Origin of the sequence: Streptomyces achromogenes subsp. achromogenes (genome assembly GCF_000720835.1) — a bacterium.
GTDB classification, from domain to species: domain Bacteria; phylum Actinomycetota; class Actinomycetes; order Streptomycetales; family Streptomycetaceae; genus Streptomyces; species Streptomyces achromogenes.
This window is the reverse complement of the sequence record NZ_JODT01000025.1, coordinates 105,492-122,566: the sequence shown is the minus strand read 5'-3', so window position 1 is coordinate 122,566 and position 17,075 is coordinate 105,492. Positions and strand designations below refer to the sequence as shown.

General features: G+C 70.8%; 13 protein-coding genes. 8 read left to right on the top strand and 5 right to left on the bottom strand.

Annotated features, from left to right (window positions below; translation table 11 throughout):
• On the top strand, positions 1 to 1,038 hold a 1,038-nt coding region (locus IH25_RS0125275; protein ID WP_030614936.1), incomplete at its 5' end, for a glycoside hydrolase family 18 protein.
• On the opposite strand, the gene IH25_RS0125270 is transcribed toward IH25_RS0125275, so the two are convergent.
• The 4 genes from IH25_RS0125270 to IH25_RS0125255 are packed head-to-tail and all read right to left on the bottom strand — an operon-like array spanning position 1,016 to position 4,921.
• Positions 1,016 to 1,789 carry a succinate dehydrogenase/fumarate reductase iron-sulfur subunit gene (locus tag IH25_RS0125270; protein WP_030614934.1) on the bottom strand — a complete coding sequence of 258 codons (774 nt, stop codon included), beginning with the start codon at positions 1,787 to 1,789 and terminating at the stop codon, positions 1,016 to 1,018. The genes IH25_RS0125275 and IH25_RS0125270 overlap by 23 nt on opposite strands.
• Entirely contained in the window at positions 1,786 to 3,783 is a 1,998-nt protein-coding gene (locus IH25_RS0125265; protein WP_030614931.1) for a fumarate reductase/succinate dehydrogenase flavoprotein subunit, read from the bottom strand. The genes IH25_RS0125270 and IH25_RS0125265 overlap by 4 nt, the downstream gene beginning before the upstream one ends.
• Complete coding sequence (locus IH25_RS0125260) at positions 3,783 to 4,604, bottom strand: hypothetical protein (RefSeq protein ID WP_030614928.1); 822 nt, start codon at positions 4,602 to 4,604, stop codon at positions 3,783 to 3,785. Before IH25_RS0125260 ends, IH25_RS0125265 begins: the two co-directional genes overlap by 1 nt.
• Positions 4,605 to 4,630: 26 nt before the next feature.
• Positions 4,631 to 4,921 (bottom strand): hypothetical protein, encoded by a 291-nt coding sequence (locus IH25_RS0125255; protein WP_030614926.1) that lies wholly within the window; start codon positions 4,919 to 4,921, stop codon positions 4,631 to 4,633.
• A gap of 288 nt (positions 4,922 to 5,209) precedes the next feature.
• Between IH25_RS0125255 and IH25_RS0125250 the strand changes: the two genes are divergently transcribed.
• From IH25_RS0125250 to IH25_RS0125220, 7 genes are all read left to right on the top strand, one after another.
• On the top strand, positions 5,210 to 7,447 hold the full coding sequence (locus IH25_RS0125250; RefSeq protein WP_051754102.1) for an ABC transporter family substrate-binding protein: 2,238 nt from the start codon (positions 5,210 to 5,212) through the stop codon (positions 7,445 to 7,447).
• Positions 7,448 to 7,581: 134 nt separating this feature from the next.
• Positions 7,582 to 9,489 carry a translational GTPase TypA gene (typA, locus tag IH25_RS0125245; protein ID WP_030614920.1) on the top strand — a complete coding sequence of 636 codons (1,908 nt, stop codon included), beginning with the start codon at positions 7,582 to 7,584 and terminating at the stop codon, positions 9,487 to 9,489.
• 481 nt (positions 9,490 to 9,970) lie between these two features.
• Positions 9,971 to 11,011 (top strand): ABC transporter permease, encoded by a 1,041-nt coding sequence (locus IH25_RS0125240; protein ID WP_030614917.1) that lies wholly within the window; start codon positions 9,971 to 9,973, stop codon positions 11,009 to 11,011.
• A gap of 104 nt (positions 11,012 to 11,115) precedes the next feature.
• Positions 11,116 to 12,909: an ABC transporter substrate-binding protein gene (locus tag IH25_RS0125235; RefSeq protein WP_030614914.1), complete on the top strand. Its 1,794-nt coding sequence runs from the start codon at positions 11,116 to 11,118 to the stop codon at positions 12,907 to 12,909.
• A gap of 93 nt (positions 12,910 to 13,002) precedes the next feature.
• Positions 13,003 to 13,980 (top strand): ABC transporter permease, encoded by a 978-nt coding sequence (locus tag IH25_RS0125230; protein ID WP_030614911.1) that lies wholly within the window; start codon positions 13,003 to 13,005, stop codon positions 13,978 to 13,980.
• Positions 13,981 to 13,994: 14 nt separating this feature from the next.
• On the top strand, positions 13,995 to 15,059 hold the full coding sequence (locus IH25_RS0125225) for an ABC transporter ATP-binding protein (RefSeq protein ID WP_030614908.1): 1,065 nt from the start codon (positions 13,995 to 13,997) through the stop codon (positions 15,057 to 15,059).
• Positions 15,060 to 15,072: 13 nt separating this feature from the next.
• Positions 15,073 to 16,194: an ABC transporter ATP-binding protein gene (locus IH25_RS0125220; protein ID WP_030614905.1), complete on the top strand. Its 1,122-nt coding sequence runs from the start codon at positions 15,073 to 15,075 to the stop codon at positions 16,192 to 16,194.
• Between the two features lie 170 nt (positions 16,195 to 16,364).
• Here the strand turns inward: IH25_RS0125220 and IH25_RS0125215 are convergent, their stop codons facing one another.
• Complete coding sequence (locus IH25_RS0125215) at positions 16,365 to 16,988, bottom strand: TetR/AcrR family transcriptional regulator (protein ID WP_245172875.1); 624 nt, start codon at positions 16,986 to 16,988, stop codon at positions 16,365 to 16,367.
• Between the last annotated feature and the right edge of the window lie 87 nt (positions 16,989 to 17,075).

Sequence of the window (17,075 nt, the reverse complement as noted above, 5' to 3'; positions counted from 1 at the left end):
GCCTCCCCCTCCCGCCCCCGGAAGCGCCGGATCCTCCGTCTTCTCGCCGCTCTCCTCGCCCTCCTCCTGCTCCCGTTGCTCACCGCCGAGACCGCACTGCGGATCAACTACACCGGCGACCCGGCCCCCGGCACCCGCACCCGGCACCGGGACGCCCTCTGGCTGGGGCACGCCTGGGTGGACGGGCGGAAGACCGACGGGGACGTGCGGGCCCTCGCCCGTCGGCTGCGGGAGACCGGCATCCGGGACCTCTACGTCCACTCCGGCCCCCTGGAACACGACGGCACCCTGCCCCCGTCGGCGTACAAGAAGGCCCGCTGGTTCACCGCGGCCGTGCACCGCGAACTCCCCGGCGTCCGGGTGCAGGCCTGGCTCGGCGACGTGCTGGCCACCGAGACCCCCGACGGACTGCGCCTGGAACGCGCGGCCACCCGGACCGCGATCCTCGCCTCCACCCGCGCCGTCCTCGACGCCGGATTCCAGGGCGCGCACTTCGACCTGGAACCCCTGCACTCCGGCGACCGGAACTACCTCGCCCTCCTCGACGACCTGCGCGACCTCACCCACGCCCGGGGCGCGGTGCTGTCCGTCGCCGCCCACCAGATCGACCCGCTGCCCGCCTTCCACTCCTTCTGGGGCACGACCACCGGCCACCCCAAGTGGTGGTCGCAGGCGTTCTTCGGGCAGGTGGCCCGCCGGGTGGACCAGATCGCCGTCATGTCGTACGACACCATGCAGCCGTCGCAGAGCCTGTACGGCGGCTATGTGGCCCAGCAGACGAGCCTCGCCCTGGAGGTCACCCCCAAGGGCACCGACCTGCTGATGGGCCTGCCCTTCTACCACGAGAACCGGTTCGGCCACTGGGCGCACGCCGAGACCGTCCCGGCCGCCGTGCGCGGGGTCCGGCTGGGCCTGAGCCGCACCGACGCCGGCCGCGCCCGCTTCGGTGTCGCCCTCTACGTCGACTTCGCGGCCACCGAGGCGGACTGGCGGGCGTACCGGGAGGGCTGGGCGGCTACGCCCCCGGCCGCCTCCTGATCTTCGAGCCCAGCCACACCAGCGGGTCGTACTTGCGGTCCACGGCCCGTTCCTTCAGCGGGATCAGGGCGTTGTCGGTGATCCTGATGCCCTCGGGGCACACCTCCGTGCAGCACTTGGTGATGTTGCAGTAGCCGAGGCCGTGCTCGTCCTGCGCGGCGCGCGAGCGGTCCAGGCCGGCCCCGGCCGCCGCGTCCAGCGGGTGCATGTCGAGCTCGGCGACGCGCATCAGGAAGCGCGGGCCGGCGAACGCCCGCTTGTTCTCCTCGTGGTCGCGCACCACATGGCAGGTGTCCTGGCACAGGAAGCACTCGATGCACTTGCGGAACTCCTGCGAGCGGTCCACATCCTGCTGGAACATGCGGTACTCGCCGGGGCCGGCACCGGCGGGCGGCACGAAGGCCGGGATCTCCCGGGCCTTCTCGTAGTTGAAGCCGACGTCCGTCACCAGATCGCGGATCACCGGGAAGGCGCGCAGCGGGGTGATCGTGATCGTCTCGGCGCGGTCGAAGACCGACATCCGGGTCATGCACAACAGCCGCGGGCGGCCGTTGATCTCCGCCGAGCAGGAACCGCACTTGCCCGCCTTGCAGTTCCAGCGCACGGCCAGATCGGGGGCCTGGGTGGCCTGGAGGCGGTGGACGATGTCCAGCACCACCTCGCCGTCGTTGACCTCGACGGTGAAGTCCTCCAGACCGCCGCCCCGGGCGTCGCCCCGCCACACCTTGAAGCGGGCCTCGTAGCTGCTCACTCGTACAGCTCCTCTTCGGCGAGGTACTTGACCAGCTCCTCCTTCTCGAAGAGGGCGAGCAGGTCCGGGCGGATGGGTTCGGTTCTCTCCCGGGTGAGCCGGATCTGCGCCCGCGTGGGGTCGGCCGCCGCGAGGCCGCCGGCCGGGTCGGCGAGCGCGCACAGCAGGTTCACGTTGCGCCAGGCGCGGTCCATCGCCGGGTGGTCCTCGCGGGTGTGCCCGCCGCGCGACTCGGTGCGTTCCAGCGCGGCCCGGGCCACGCACTCGCTGACCAGCAGCATGTTCCTGAGGTCCAGGGCGAGGTGCCAGCCGGGGTTGAACTGGCGGTGCCCCTCCACCCCGGCCCGCCGGGCCCGTACCCGCAGCTCGGCCAGCCGGCGCAGGGCCTGCTCCATCTCGCCCTCCCGGCGGATGATGCCGACCAGGTCGTTCATGGTCTGCTGGAGTTCCTGGTGCAGGGTGTACGGGTTCTCCGGCGGCCCCGCCTCGCCCCCGGCCCCGGCCGCGGAAGCCCCGGTCCCGGCCGTGGACGCGCCAGCTCCGGCCGCGGACGCACCGGCGCCCTCCGCGGAGAACGGGCGCAGTGCCTCCGCCGCCGCCGTGTCCACCTGGGCCTCGTCCACCGGCGGGCGCCGGTCCGCGAGCCCGTGCGCGTACTCGGCCGCGTGCCATCCGGCCCGGCGGCCGAACACCAGCAGGTCGGACAGCGAGTTGCCGCCCAGCCGGTTGGAGCCGTGCATGCCGCCCGCCACCTCGCCGGCCGCGTACAGCCCCGGCACCCCGCGCGCCGCCGCCGTGTCCGAGTCGACCGCGACCCCGCCCATCACGTAGTGGCAGGTCGGCCCGACCTCCATCGGCTCCGCCGTGATGTCGACGTCCGCCAGCTCCTTGAACTGGTGGTACATCGACGGCAGCCGGCGCCGGATCACCTCGGCGGGCATCCGGGTGGAGACGTCGAGGAAGACCCCGCCGTGCGGGGAGCCCCGGCCCGCCTTCACCTCGGCGTTGATCGCGCGGGCCACCTCGTCGCGGGGGAGCAGTTCCGGCGGGCGGCGATTGCGGTCCGGGTCCTCGTACCACCGGTCGGCCTCGTCCTCCGACTCGGCGTACTTGTCCTTGAAGACGTCCGGGACGTAGTCGAACATGAACCGCTTGCCCTCGGAGTTCCTGAGCACCCCGCCGTCCCCGCGCACCGACTCGGTGACCAGGATGCCCTTCACCGACGGCGGCCAGACCATGCCGGTCGGGTGGAACTGCACGAACTCCATGTTCACCAGGGGAGCGCCCGCCAGCAGCGCCAGCGCGTGGCCGTCCCCGGTGTACTCCCAGGAGTTGGAGGTGACCTTGAAGGACTTGCCGATGCCGCCGGTCGCGAGGACCACGGCCGGCGCCTCCAGCACCAGGAAGCGGCCGGTCTCGCGCTCGTAGCCGAAGACTCCCGAGACGCGCTCGCCGTCCTTGAGCACGCGGGTGACCGTGCACTCCTGGAAGACCTTCAGCCCGGACTCGTAGTCACCGGTCGCCCGGTGGTCCTCCTGCTGGAGCGCGACGACCTTCTGCTGGAGGGTGCGAATCAGCTCCAGCCCGGTGCGGTCGCCGACGTGCGCGAGCCGCGGGTACTCGTGGCCGCCGAAGTTGCGCTGGGAGATCCGGCCGTCCTTCGTCCGGTCGAACAGCGCCCCCCAGGTCTCCAGCTCCCACACCCGGTCCGGGGCCTCCCGGGCGTGCAGCTCGGCCATCCGCCACTGGTTCAGGAACTTGCCGCCGCGCAGGGTGTCGCGGAAGTGGACCTGCCAGCTGTCGTTCTCGTTGGCGTTGGCCATCGCCGCCGCGATGCCGCCCTCGGCCATCACCGTGTGCGCCTTGCCGAACAGCGACTTGCAGATCACGGCCGTACGGGCACCCCGCTCGCGGGCCTCGATCGCGGCCCGCAGCCCGGCGCCGCCGGCACCGACGACCACGACGTCCCACTGCTGCCGTTCCACCGCTGCCATCAGAAGAACCTCGGATCGTCGAAGACACCGGACGCGACCAGGTACACGTAGAAGTCGGCGAGCGCCACGCTGAGCAGCGAGGCCCAGGCCAGCTGCATGTGGCGGGCGTTGAGCCGCCCGACGAACTGCCAGGCCCGGTAGCGCGCCGGGTGCTTGGAGAAGTGCTTGAGCTTGCCGCCGACGATGTGCCGGCAGGAGTGGCAGGAGAGGGTGTACGCCCAGATCAGCACGATGTTGGCCAGGAACACCAGGGTGCCCAGGCCCATGTGCCCCCACCGGTAGTGCTCGTCCCGGAAGGCCAGCACGGTGTCGTAGGTGAGCACCCCGGCCACCAGCAGGGCGGCGTAGAAGAAGTACCGGTGGACGTTCTGCAGGATCAGCGGGAAGCGGCTCTCGCCGGTGTACGACCGGTGCGGCTCGGCCACCGCGCAGGCGGGCGGGGACGCCCAGAAGGCGCGGTAGTACGCCTTGCGGTAGTAGTAGCAGGTCAGCCGGAAGCCGAGCGGGAAGATCAGGATGATGATCGCGGGCGAGATGCCCCACCAGCCGCCGAACAGGTCGGCGTTGGGCCCGGCGCGCATGGCCCGGCAGTTCTCCGCCAGGCACGGCGAGTAGAACGGCGAGACGTACGGCGCCGCGTAGTAGTGGGCGTCGGCGAAGGCCCGCCAGGTCGAGTAGACGACGAAGGCGAGCAGACCGGCCGCGGTGCAGGCGGGCGCCAGCCACCAGCGGTCGGTCCGCAGGTGCGGGGCGGTGATCGCGGCGCGCGTACCGGTGCGTACGCCGCCGCGCTGCTGGGGGGATTCCGTACCAGTGGCCAAGTCGGGACTCCGGTCGGTAGCGGGTGTCAGGGGGCGCGGCGGTCGCGGGCGCCCAGGCCCTCGTCGTCCGAGTCCGTCCACAGGCTGATGTCGTAGGGCGTGTCGGAGATGGTGACGAGGTCGGGCCGGTGGGGCGCGGCCGGGGCGGTGGCGGTCTCCCGCAGCAGGGCCACGCTCTCGCGCAGGTGCTCGGCGTCCAGCCGGACCCGTCGTATCTCCAGACCGCCGCGGCCCAGCTGGTGCTCCAGGCGGCTCAGCGACCGGGTGAGATCGTCCAGACAGCGCTGGACGGCGGTGATGTCGTCGTGCACGGACATGACTTGCCCTCGCTTCCACGGGACCTGCGGGCCATGGGCGGCAACGTTCATGCGCTCTGGAGTGTTGCGCCTCGGCCTGCCTGTGTGAAGGGATGTGCGGCGATTGGCCGGGGCGTACGGGTGCATCGTCCGGGCGGTGTGCGCCGCATGGGTGGGCTTACCGGCTGTCGCCGCCGTGTCGCCCGCCGTTGCCGGATCCTTTCCTCTTCAGTGGCGGCATAGATCTGATCAGCTCCATATACCGCCAAATGCGAGCATAAGGCCCGTGGCTCCCCGGAGGTAGCAGAGATGTCCTACGACGGCGACGCCCCTCACGCGCTCGCGGCGGGGCAGCGCCCCACCGGCGCGCGTCCGGCCACGACCCGCCCGCGGCCGCACCGCACCGCGACCCTCCGGCGCAGGGCCCTGCGCTCGGCCGCCTTCCTCACCGCCGGCGCCCTCGCCGTGCCGCTGCTCGCCGGCTGCGGTGAGGACGAGAAGCCCCCCGCCCCCCTCGCCGGGCAGGACATCGCCCCCGTCGCCCGGAGCCTGGTCGCCGACGGCTCCACCCTGAAGTGGGCCGTGGACGCCCTGCCGGAGACCCTGAACACCTTCCAGGCCGACGCCGACGCCGGCACCGGCCGGGTCGCCCAGGCCGTGCTGCCCTCGATGTTCCGGCTCGACGCGAACGGCCGCCCGGTGGCCAATCCCGCCTACCTGGAATCGGCCGAGGTCATCGAGACCGAGCCGCGCCAGGTGGTGCTGTACAAGCTGAACCAGCAGGCGGTGTGGAGCGACGGCCGGGAGATCGGCGCCGCCGACTTCGTCGCCCAGTGGCGCGCCCTGTCCGGCCGCAACAGCGCCTACTGGACCGCCCGCAACGCCGGCTACGAACGCATCGCCAAGATCGAGCGCGGCGACAGCGACCTCCAGGTCCGGGTCACCTTCTCCCGCCCCTACGCCGACTGGAAGTCGCTGTTCTCCCCGCTGTACCCGAAGGACGTCATGGGCACCCCGGACGCCTTCAACGACGGCGCCCGCCGCAAGCTGAAGGTCACCGCCGGACCGTTCCGGGTGGAGAAGGTCGACACCGCGAACAAGGACGTCGTGCTCACCCGCAACCCGCGCTGGTGGGGCAGGCCCGCCAAGCTGGAGCGGATCGTGCTGCACGCCGTACCCCGCGACAAGCGGGCCGCCGCGCTCGCCGACGGCAGCGTGGACCTGGCCGAGGTGGACGCCGCCGACGCCCAGCGGATCGGGCTCGCGCACCGGGCGGGCGGCACCGGCACCCCGCTCCAGGGCGGCGGCCGCACCTCCGTGAAGAAGCTGCGCGACTGGGCGCTCGCCCACGGCCTGGAGGCCGGGAAGGACGCCGGCCGGGAGCAGCTCGGCCGGGCCGTCGGCCGCTACCTGGAGCAGCAGCAGGCCCTGCGGGACGTGGAGGTACGCAAGTCGCTGGAGCCCGCTTACACCCAGCTCGCCCTCAACGGCGCGGGCGGCCCCCTGGCCGACGAACGGGTGCGCCGGGCCGTCGCCCGCGCCCTGGACCGCGTGGAACTGGCCCGGCTGGTGCTCACCCCGCTGGGGCTGCCCGCCGTGCCCGTCGGCAGCCACCTGGCCCTGTCCGGGCAGGCCGCCTACGCCGACAACAGCGGCGCGCTCGGCGCCCAGGACGCCAAGGAGGCCCAGGCGCTGCTCGCCGACGCCGGCTGGGTGCGCGGCGGCCCGCTGAAGGAGCAGCACAAGACCGGGAAGGCGGCGGGCTCCGAGCACCACGGCGAGGACGTCTCGGAGGGCGGCGAGGACGGCACGTACATCGTCGGCGAGGACGACAAGGGCAAGCAGCACGGGACCACGGGCGACCAGCGCGAGCACACCGATCCGCACCTCGCCCGGGAGGGCCGGCCCGGCGGCGCCCCCGGCGCCTACGCGCCCAAGGGCACGGCCGCCCCGGCCGCCGCGCCGGCCGGGCCGCTCGCCAAGGACGGCAAGCCCCTCGCCCTGCGCTTCGTACTGCCCTCCGGGCCCGGCTCGGACACCCTGAACGCGGTCGCCGAGCGGATCTCCGTGATGCTGGAGCAGGTCGGCATCCGCGCCACGATCACCAAGGTCTCGGACGAGAGCTACTTCAGGGACCACATCGCCGCCGGCGACTACGACCTCGCCCTGTACTCCTGGCCCGCCACCGCCTTCCCCGCGACCGACGCCCGGCCGGTCTACGCCAAGCCGCTGCCGGCGGCGGACGGCTCGGTGAACGTCGAGCAGAACTACACCCGGGTCGGCACCGACCAGGTGGACCAGCTCTTCGACCAGGCCGCGACCACCCTGGACGAGGACGAGGCACGGGACCTGATCAAGAAGGCCGACTCCCGGATCTGGGCGGCGGCGGGTTCCATCCCGCTCTACCAGCGCCCGCAGCTGGTGGGGGTGCGCAAGAACGTCGTCAACGCGGGGGCCTTCGGGTTCCGGACCCCGGTCTACGAGGACATGGGCTTCCTGAAGAAGGGGGCGAAGGTCTCGCCGGCCCCGGGCAAGGACAAGGGGTAGGACGGCCCGGGCGAGCCTCTTCGGCCGGGGCCACGTACCATGGGGTGAGGCCGTGGCGTGTCCAGCCCGGCAGGACCCGCGCGACACGGACGTACGCGCAGGGCAGACCGCACACTCCGGGAGTACGCCACAATATGGCCACGCGCCACGACATCCGCAACGTCGCCATCGTCGCCCACGTCGACCACGGCAAGACCACCATCGTCGACGGCATGCTGAAGCAGGCCGGTGCCTTCGCCGCCCACCAGCTCGACCAGGTCGACGACCGGGTGATGGACTCGAACGACCTGGAGCGTGAGAAGGGCATCACGATCCTCGCCAAGAACACGGCGGTGAAGTACCACCCGAAGGACGGCGGGGACCCGATCACCATCAACATCATCGACACCCCCGGCCACGCCGACTTCGGCGGCGAGGTCGAGCGCGGTCTGTCGATGGTCGACGGTGTCGTCCTGCTCGTCGACGCCTCCGAGGGCCCGCTGCCGCAGACCCGCTTCGTGCTGCGCAAGGCGCTCCAGGCCCGGCTGCCCGTCATCCTGTGCATCAACAAGACGGACCGCCCGGACGCCCGGATCGACGAGGTCGTCAACGAGACCTACGACCTCTTCCTCGATCTGGACGCGGACGAGGAGCAGATCGAGTTCCCGATCGTCTACGCCTGCGGCCGCGACGGCATCGCCTCGCTGACCAAGCCGGACAACGGCACGGTCCCGGCCGACTCCACCAGCCTGGAGCCGTTCTTCTCCACGATCCTGGAGCACATCCCGGCCCCCACCTACGACGAGGCCGCCCCGCTCCAGGCCCACGTCACCAACCTGGACGCCGACAACTTCCTCGGCCGTATCGCGCTGCTGCGGGTCGAGCAGGGCGAGCTGCGCAAGGGCCAGACCGTGGCCTGGATCAAGCGCGACGGTTCCGTGCAGAACGTGCGGATCTCCGAGCTGATGATGACCGAGGCGCTCACCCGCAAGCCCGCCGAGAAGGCCGGCCCGGGTGACATCTGCGCGGTCGCGGGCATCCCCGACATCATGATCGGCGAGACCCTGGCCGACCCGGAGAACCCGGTCGCGCTGCCGCTGATCACGGTGGACGAGCCGGCCATCTCCATGGTGATCGGCACCAACACCTCCCCGCTGGTCGGCCGCGGCGCCACCGGCAAGGGCGCCGACAACAAGGCGGCCGTCAAGGACCGCAAGGTCACCGCCCGCCAGGTCAAGGACCGCCTGGACCGCGAGCTGATCGGTAACGTCAGCCTCCGGGTGCTCGACACCGAGCGCCCGGACGCCTGGGAGGTCCAGGGCCGTGGTGAGCTGGCGCTCGCCATCCTGGTCGAGACCATGCGCCGGGAGGGTTACGAGCTGACGGTCGGCAAGCCGCAGGTCGTCACCAAGGAGGTCGACGGCAAGGTCTACGAGCCGGTCGAGCGCATGACGATCGACGTGCCCGAGGAGCACATGGGCGCCGTCACGCAGCTCATGGGCGTCCGCAAGGGCCGCATGGACAACATGTCCAACCACGGCTCCGGCTGGGTCCGCATGGAGTTCGTCGTGCCGTCCCGCGGTCTGATCGGCTTCCGTACCGAGTTCCTGACCCAGACCCGCGGCACCGGCATCGCCCACTCCATCCACGAGGGCCACGAGCCCTGGTTCGGCACCCTGCAGACCCGCAACAACGGCTCGCTGGTCGCCGACCGCTCCGGTGCCGTCACCGCGTTCGCGATGACGAACCTCCAGGAGCGCGGCGTGCTCTTCGTGGAGCCGGGCACCGAGGTGTACGAGGGCATGATCGTCGGTGAGAACTCCCGCTCCGACGACATGGACGTCAACATCACCAAGGAGAAGAAGCTCACCAACATGCGGTCCTCCACGGCCGATGTGACCGAGTCGATCGTGCCGCCGCGCAAGCTGTCGCTGGAGCAGTCGCTGGAGTTCTGCCGCGACGACGAGTGCGTCGAGGTGACCCCGGAGGCCGTTCGCATCCGCAAGGTCGTGCTCGACCAGCGTGACCGCGCCCGCGCCGCGAGCCGCGCCAAGCACGGCTGATCTCCCGGCAGTTGAGCCCGGGTGCCCCCGCAAGGGGGGCGCCCGGGCTTTTTGCAACCCGTTTTCGGGGACCCGATGTCCGGCATGCGGTGACCTGTGACCGATAGCCATGTAACACGTCCGTTTCGCGCCTTCTTCCGGCGAACAGTTTGTCCAGATTTTGGAAGGTCTACGGGCGAGCTGTGACTGAATTGAGATCTACGGGCAGTGGTCGGTAGTCGACCGATGGCAGATAGTTAGCGGCGTAGCGCTCGGGTCAATGGGTCTCGCACTGTGGGGACAGTGCCCGACTCACGAGCACCAGGGGGTGTCTGACCCTCCGTCAGGGGTGTCGGAGGGAAGACGGAAACCCCCTCCCGTTGGTGAACACGTGAAGTCATGAGGAGGGAACCCCAGCCATCACGCGCGTCCGACCGCGGTCACGCGCGTCCTCGGAGTACCCGGGTGTCTCTCGCACTTATACCTGTGAAACGGACAAACCGTGACAAGTCCTATCGATACAGAGGGCGGCGGGGCGTCGGTCGTCGGCTCCGGCGCGTTATCGCCGGAGCCGGGGGCCCAGGCCGTCGAACTCGCGGGCCGGTCGCCCGGCCGGCTGATGTGGCTGCGCTTCAGACGCGACCGCACGGGCGTGGTCTGCGCCGTGGTGGTGATCGGCTACTTCGCCGTCGCGCTGCTCGCGCCGCTGCTGGTGAAGCTGCCCGGCACCGATCCGTACACCCTCTACGGCCAGGACCCCACCTACGCCGACCATCCCGTGCTCGACGAATTCGGGCTTCCGCTCGGCTACTTGGGGGGCGTCTCGGGCGCGCACTGGTTCGGCGTCGAGCCGCAGTACGGCCGTGATCTCTTCGCCATGCTGCTGTACGGCATGCGCACCTCCCTGTACATGGCGCTCGGCATCACCCTCCTCATCATGCTCACCGGAGTTGTGATCGGCCTGGTCGGCGGGTACTTCGGCGGCCGCACGGACTACTGGATCGGCCGCGGCACCGACTTCTTCCTCTCCTTTCCGCAGCAGCTGTTCTTCATCGCGTTCATGCCCGTCGTGACGTCGTTCTTCGTGGACCCGCGCGAGGAGACGCCGACCTACTTCCGCGCCGTGGCGATGCTGATCGTGCTGTGGCTGCTGGGCTGGATGGGCATGGCCCGGCTGGTGCGCTCCACCGTACTCTCCCTGCGCGAGCGGGAGTTCGTGGAGGCGGCCCGGGTCTCGGGCGCCTCGCCGTGGCGGATCGTCCGCAAGGAGATCCTGCCCAACGTCGTCACCCCGATCCTGGTGCAGTTCACGTACCAGCTGCCCAGCACCATCCTCAGCATCGCCTTCCTGTCCTTCGCCGGGGTCGGCTTCGTCGAGCCGACGCCCGACTGGGGACGCCTCTTCGCCGCCGGTGCCCGCTACGCCGAACAGGACCCGGCGTTCATGTTCTTCCCCGGGGTGGCGCTGGTGATCTTCGTCCTGTGCTTCAACCTCCTCGGGGACTCCGTACGGGACGCGTTCGACCCCAAGTCCGGGCGTTAGGACGTCCGTTGGGTGGGGGGTGGCTGCCGCCCCCGCCGGCCCGCCCGGCCGGCGCCCGGCAGATCTCACGGATAACGAACCCGACAGGTAGGTGGACAGCCCACATGATGTCTCAGCGTGCCCGCGCAGCGCGTGCCGTCGTGATCGCCCTCGCGGCCGGCTCCCTCGCCCTCACGGCCTGCTCGAAGAACGAGGGCGGCAAGGCCGGCAAGGACACCGAGAAGGACCAGAAGGAGGCCGCGGTCCAGTCCAAACCGGTCGCCTACGCCGACGCCGCCGGCTCGACCGGCCCCGCCAAGGACGTGCCCGGCGCCCGGTCCGGCGGCACGATCATCGTCTACCAGGAAGCGGGCCTGTCCCATCTGGACCCCGGCCAGATCTACGTCGCCGACTCCGGCCAGGTCGCCAATCTGCTCTTCCGCCGGCTGACCCAGTTCCAGGAGGACGACAAGGGCAACGTCACGGTCGTCGGCGACCTCGCCACCGACTCCGGCAAGTCCTCCGAAGGCGGCAGGACCTGGACGTTCACGCTGAAGGACGGCGTCAAGGACGAGAACGGCAACGCCCTCACCTCGGCCGACATCCGGCACACCGTCGAGCGCCAGTACGCGAAGTTCATCTTCGACGGCCCCACCTATCTGCAGACCTGGCTGAGCGGCGCCGACTACCGCAAGGCCCTGCCCGGCGGCGGCTTCGACGGCAAGCACCTGCCGGCCTCGGTGCTGGACACCCCCGACGACAAGACGGTGGTCTTCCACTTCGACCAGCCGCGCCCGGACCTGCCGCAGACGCTCGCCATGGCCGGCTACGCCGTCGTCCCCGCCAAGGGCGACACCAAGGAGCGGTACGAGAAGAAGCCGGTCGCCACCGGACCGTACAAGATCGCCGAGAACAAGGCCGGCAAGAGCCTGAAGCTGGTGCGCAACACCAACTGGGACCCCAAGACCGACGCCGTGCGCCACCAGTACGTCGACGGCTTCGACATCCAGTTCGGCGTCACCGAGTCCACCCAGACCAAGCGGCTGATCGCCGACGAGGGCGACAACAAGAACGCCATCCAGCTCACCCGCGGTGTCGACGCCACCCAGATCCAGGACGTCATCAAGAACCCGGCGGCCAACAAGCGCACCGTCCGCGGCTACCAGCCCTACGTCATGTCGCTGACCTTCAACCTCGACCGGGTCAAGGACAAGAAGGTCCGCGAGGCCGTCACCTACGCGGTCAACTCCAAGTCCCTCATCGCCGGCGAGGGCGGCGCCTACGGCGGTGACGTCGCGCCGAACCTCTTCGCGCCGACGCTGCCCGGCTACGAGCCCACCTACGATCCCTACGGCCGGCTGAAGTCACCGCAGGGCAACCTCGCCAAGGCCAAGGAGATCCTCAAGGACGTCCCGGCCGCCGGGAAGAAGCTCGTCTTCGCCTACGCCAACAGCGAGATCGGCCAGCGCCGCAAGGTCGCCGTCGAGGACGCGCTGAGCAAGGCCGGCTTCGACATCGTCGCCAAGGAGGTCGACGCGGCGAGCTACTACGAGCAGATCGGCAAGCTCGACAACCCCTACGACATCTACATCTCCGGCTGGGGCCAGGACTGGCCGTCCCCCGGCACGGTCGTCACCCCGATCTACGACGGCTCCCAGGTGTTCGACGGGTCCTCCAACTACTCGCACGTCAAGGACCCGAAGGTCGACGCCCTGATCAAGAAGGCGCTGACCCAGCAGCCGGCCGAGGCCGCCAAGACCTGGAAGGAAGCCCACCACTACCTGCTGGAGAACGTCATCCCGGCGGCCCCGCTGTGGTACGCGAAGAAGTTCCAGCTCTCCGGCTCCCACGTGGGCGGCGGACGCTACAGCTCGGTGTCCAGCCTCATCGACATCAACCGGCTGTACCTGAAGTCGTGACGCCCGGCCGGGGAGGCGGGGCGCACCCCGCCTCCCCGGCCGCCCGGCCCGCCCACCGTCCCCACCGACTCCGCAGAGAGCAGCCAGCCCGCCATGGTCCAGTTCATCATCCGGCGCACGGTCGGCGCCTTCGTCACGCTGTTCCTCATCGGGGCGGCGACGTTCTTCCTCTTCGTGGCCGCACCCTCCGACTACGCCTCCCTGGCCTGCGGCAAGGACTGCTCGCCCCAGCGGCTGGCGGACATCAGGGAGGCGCTGGGGCTCGACCTGCCCCTGGCCCGGCAGTTCTGGGACTTCATGTCCGGCATCGTCACGGGCCGGGACTTTCCGACCGGTCACTGCTCGGCGCCCTGCCTGGGCGTGTCGTTCTACTCCGGGGACATGGTCTGGAGCACCATCATGGACCGGTTCCCGCTGACCCTCACCCTGACCGCCGGGGGCGCCGTCGTCTTCCTCCTCGTCGGCATCGGCGCGGGCATGATCGCCGCCTACCGGCGCGGCACCCTGGTGGACAAGGTCGCCACCGGCGCCTCCATGGTGCTCAGCTCCTTCCAGATCTACTTCCTCGGCCCGGTCGTGCTGACGATCCTCGTCTACAGCACCGGCTGGATGGAGGACCCGAAGTACGTGCCCCTCACCCGGGACCCGGTCGGCTGGTTCATCGGGATGTCGATCCCGGTCTGCGTGCTGGCCACGATCTTCACCGCCCAGTACACCCGTATGGCGCGCTCGTCGATGATCGAGCAGCTCGCCGAGGACCATGTGCGCACCGCCCGCGCCAAGGGCATGTCCCGCAGATACGTCTTCCTGCGCTACGCCTGGCGCGGCTCGCTCATCCCCATCGTCACCATCCTCGGCATCGACGTCAGCTCCATGCTGGGCGGTGCCGTCGTCACCGAACTGACCTTCTCCCTCCAGGGCATCGGCCGGCTCGCCGTGGACGGCGCGGTCAACAAGGACCTGCCGCTGACGATGGGAGTGATGCTGTTCGGCGCCTTCTTCATCCTGCTCATCAACATCCTCACCGACATCACCTACGCGTGGATCGACCCGCGCATCCGGCTCTCCTAGGAAGACCAGCCATCGTGACCACAGTGACCAAGGCCGAGGGCGCGCCGGCCCCGACCGGGCCGGGCGGATTCCTCTCGGTGCGCGATCTCCAGGTGACGTTCTCCACCGAGGACGGCCCGGTCAGGGCCGTCGACGGGCTGTCCTTCGACGTCGACCGCGGCCGGACCCTCGGCATCGTGGGCGAGTCGGGCTCGGGCAAGTCGGTCACCAACCTGACCGTCCTCGGGCTGCACGACCCGCTGTTCACCACGGTCGACGGGGAGATCGTCCTGGACGGCAAGGAGCTGATCACCGCCACCGAGAAGGAGCTGGAGAAGCTCCGCGGCAACCGGGTGGCGATGATCTTCCAGGACCCGCTCACCGCGCTGTCGCCCTTCTACACCATCGGCCGGCAGATCGCCGAGCCGTACATGAAGCACACCGGCGCCTCGAAGAAGGCCGCCTGGGAGCGTGCCGTGGAGATGCTCGGCAAGGTCGGCATCCCGCACCCCGCGGAGCGCGCCCGGGACTATCCGCACCAGTTCTCCGGCGGCATGCGCCAGCGCGCGATGATCGCCATGGCGCTGGTGTGCGACCCGGACCTGCTGATCGCCGACGAGCCGACCACCGCGCTGGACGTGACCGTGCAGGCCCAGATCCTGGACCTGCTCAAGGACCTCCAGCGGGAGTTCGGCACCGCGATCGTCTTCATCACCCACGATCTCGGGGTCATCGCCGACATGGCCGACGACATCATGGTCATGTACGCCGGGCGCGCGGTGGAGCGCGGCACGGTCGACGAGGTGCTCCGCGCGCCGCGGCACCCGTACACCTGGGGACTGCTGAACTCCATGCCCCGGCTGGACTCCGACCTCGCCACCCCGCTGTCGCCCATTCCCGGGACGCCACCGAGCCTGCTCACCCCGCCGTCCGGCTGCCGCTTCCACCCCCGGTGCGCCTTCCGGGACCGGGTCGGCGGCGGCCGCTGCGTCACCGAGAGCCCCGCGCCGGCACCGGGCCACCGCTTCTCGGCGTGCCACCTCGGCGCCGCACAGCAACGCACCATCTTCGCCGACGAGATCAGGCCCCGACTGGGCTAGGAGGGCAACCGCCATGAAAGAGGACCTGGTCCTCCCCGCCGCCCGCGGGGCCGCCGCCGACGCGCCGCCGGAACCTTTGCTGGAGGTCTCGGGGCTGGTCAAGCACTTCCCGGTGAAGGGCGGCTTCCCCGTCAAGCGGACCGTCGGCGCCGTCCAGGCCGTGGACGGGCTGGACCTGACCGTGCACGCGGGGGAGAGCTTCGGCCTGGTCGGCGAGTCCGGCTGCGGCAAGTCGACCACCGGCCGGCTGATCACCCGCCTGCTGGAGCCGACCGGCGGCACGATCACCTACCGCGGCCGGGACATCAGCCACGCCACGCGCAGACAGCTCGCCCCCATCCGCTCCGAGATCCAGATGATCTTCCAGGACCCGTACTCGTCGCTGAACCCGCGGCAGACGGTCGGCAAGATCATCTCCGGGCCGATGGAGATCAACGACATCGATCCGGAGGGCGGCCGGGAGAAGCGGGTCCGGGAACTGCTGGAGATCGTGGGCCTGAACCCGGAGCACTACAACCGGTTCCCGCACGAGTTCTCCGGCGGCCAGCGCCAGCGCATCGGCGTGGCCCGCGCCCTCGCCCTGGAGCCGAAGCTGATCGTCGCCGACGAACCGGTCTCCGCGCTGGACGTCTCCATCCAGGCCCAGGTCGTCAACCTGCTCCAGAAGGTGCAGCGGGAACTCGGCATCGCGTTCGTGTTCATCGCCCACGACCTCGCCATCGTCCGGCACTTCTCCCAGCGCGTCGCCGTCATGTACCTCGGCAAGATCATCGAGGTGGGGGACCGCGACTCCATCTACGCCCGGCCGCGCCACCCCTACACCCACGCCCTGCTGTCCGCCGTCCCCGAGGTGACCCTGGCGCCGGACGAGGCGCCCCGGCGGGAGCGCATCCGGCTGGCCGGGGACGTGCCGTCGCCCATCTCCCCGCCCTCCGGCTGCCGCTTCCGCACCCGCTGCTGGAAGGCCCAGGACCGGTGCGCGACCGAGGAGCCCCCGCTGGTCCGGCTCTCCGGCAACCGGGACGGCCACCTGACGGCCTGCCACTTCCCGGAGGAGCCGAGCACCGGGGCCCGGGCCGAGGACATCGTGCTGGACCCGGCCCTGACGGCGCTGGAGGGGGAGCGGACCGACTAGACAGTCCGGGGAGCGGTGCGCCGGCGCCTCACCGGGACCTGCGGACGGCACCAGGGGAACCGGCCCGGTCAGGTGGCCGTCGCCATCCACGCCGGCCGGGCCGAGCGGTCACCGCCCGGCCCCGCCGCCGGGCAGGGGCATCGGCATCGGGCGGCCCTCCCGCCCGGGCCTCATGCGGCCAGGGTCTCCATCGCCCGGTCCAGGAGTACGGAGACGGGGGTGGCCCCGTCGCAGGCCAGCCACGCGGCACCGGCCGCGTCCAGGCATGCGAGCGCGGCACCGACGAGCGCGTGGGCCCGGGGGTCCTGTGCGTCGGCCGGGTCCACGCCCAGCCGCCGGGAGACCTCGGGCACCAGCAAGGTCTGCCAGTGCAGCTGCTTCTCCCAGTGCCGGGCCCTCAGGGACGGGGTCTCGCACAGCATGCGGAGCAGCTTCAGGGTCCGCTCCGGCGACTCCTCCTCGTCCCGGATGATCACGTCGAAGGCGCGGCGCAGTGCCTCCCACGGCGGCTCGCCCTCCGGCCGGGCGGCGAGCGCTTCCGCGAGCGCGTGGCCGTACCCCTCCAGATGGCCGAGGACGATGTCCTCTTTCGTGCCGAAGTGGCGGAAGAGGCTGGCCCGCGACAGCCCCGCCTCGGCGGCGATCTGGTCCACGGTCGTCCCGTCGAACCCCTGCTCGGCGAAGAGCCGGATCGCCACCTCGGCGACCTCGGCGCGCATCACCTGCCGCATGCGGTCCCGCAGTGCGGGCGGACGGGGGCCTGCGTCACCGGGGGTCCTCAAGGAAGTGGCCATGACGACCATCCTAGAGGAAGACCCACTTTGAGACTCAGTCTCAAGCCGAGCTAGAGTCGTATTGGAAAACTTCGTTTCACTTCTGTG

Bases quoted from the DNA above. Each gene is read 5' to 3' on its own strand.
- IH25_RS0125265 (WP_030614931.1), bottom strand. From the start codon at position 3,783: ATGGCAGCGGTGGAACGGCAGCAGTGGGACGTCGTGGTCGTCGGTGCC.
- IH25_RS0125255 (WP_030614926.1), bottom strand. From the start codon at position 4,921: ATGTCCGTGCACGACGACATCACCGCCGTCCAGCGCTGTCTGGACGAT.
- IH25_RS0125250 (WP_051754102.1), top strand. From the start codon at position 5,210: ATGTCCTACGACGGCGACGCCCCTCACGCGCTCGCGGCGGGGCAGCGC.
- typA (WP_030614920.1), top strand. From the start codon at position 7,582: ATGGCCACGCGCCACGACATCCGCAACGTCGCCATCGTCGCCCACGTC.
- IH25_RS0125235 (WP_030614914.1), top strand. From the start codon at position 11,116: ATGATGTCTCAGCGTGCCCGCGCAGCGCGTGCCGTCGTGATCGCCCTC.
- IH25_RS0125230 (WP_030614911.1), top strand. From the start codon at position 13,003: ATGGTCCAGTTCATCATCCGGCGCACGGTCGGCGCCTTCGTCACGCTG.
- IH25_RS0125220 (WP_030614905.1), top strand. From the start codon at position 15,073: ATGAAAGAGGACCTGGTCCTCCCCGCCGCCCGCGGGGCCGCCGCCGAC.
- IH25_RS0125215 (WP_245172875.1), bottom strand. From the start codon at position 16,988: ATGGCCACTTCCTTGAGGACCCCCGGTGACGCAGGCCCCCGTCCGCCC.